Below are 369 nucleotides of genomic sequence, written 5' to 3'. Positions count from 1 at the left end.
ATCCGAGTAGCTGACACTGTCCTCCTTTGTCATCCCAGTGCCCAGACACTGGGATCCAGCATTTCACGCAATCCCATCAAGAACGTTGTATTTTACATAACACTTTTATGCTTACCAACTTAATAAAATTCCTGGATCCCAGTGTCAGCTACTCGGATGACAAAAAAAGGAGCACTGGGATGACAGGAGAGGGAGGCTACTTGGATGACATCATAGGGGCACTGGGATGACACCATTCTTTTTCCTGGATCCAAATAGTCAAGGCACTCAAATGAAAAAAAAGGAGGCACTGGAACGACAAAGTGGAGTGTCTGCTTCTGTCATCCTATGATAGCTAAAAAGACCTGGTCACGCGCTGGAATGACACCG

It is taken from the genome of Wolbachia endosymbiont of Drosophila incompta (genome assembly GCF_001758565.1).
Classification (GTDB): Bacteria; Pseudomonadota; Alphaproteobacteria; order Rickettsiales; family Anaplasmataceae; genus Wolbachia; species Wolbachia pipientis.
The sequence above is the reverse complement of the archived record's forward strand: the minus strand, read 5'-3'. Positions refer to the sequence as shown.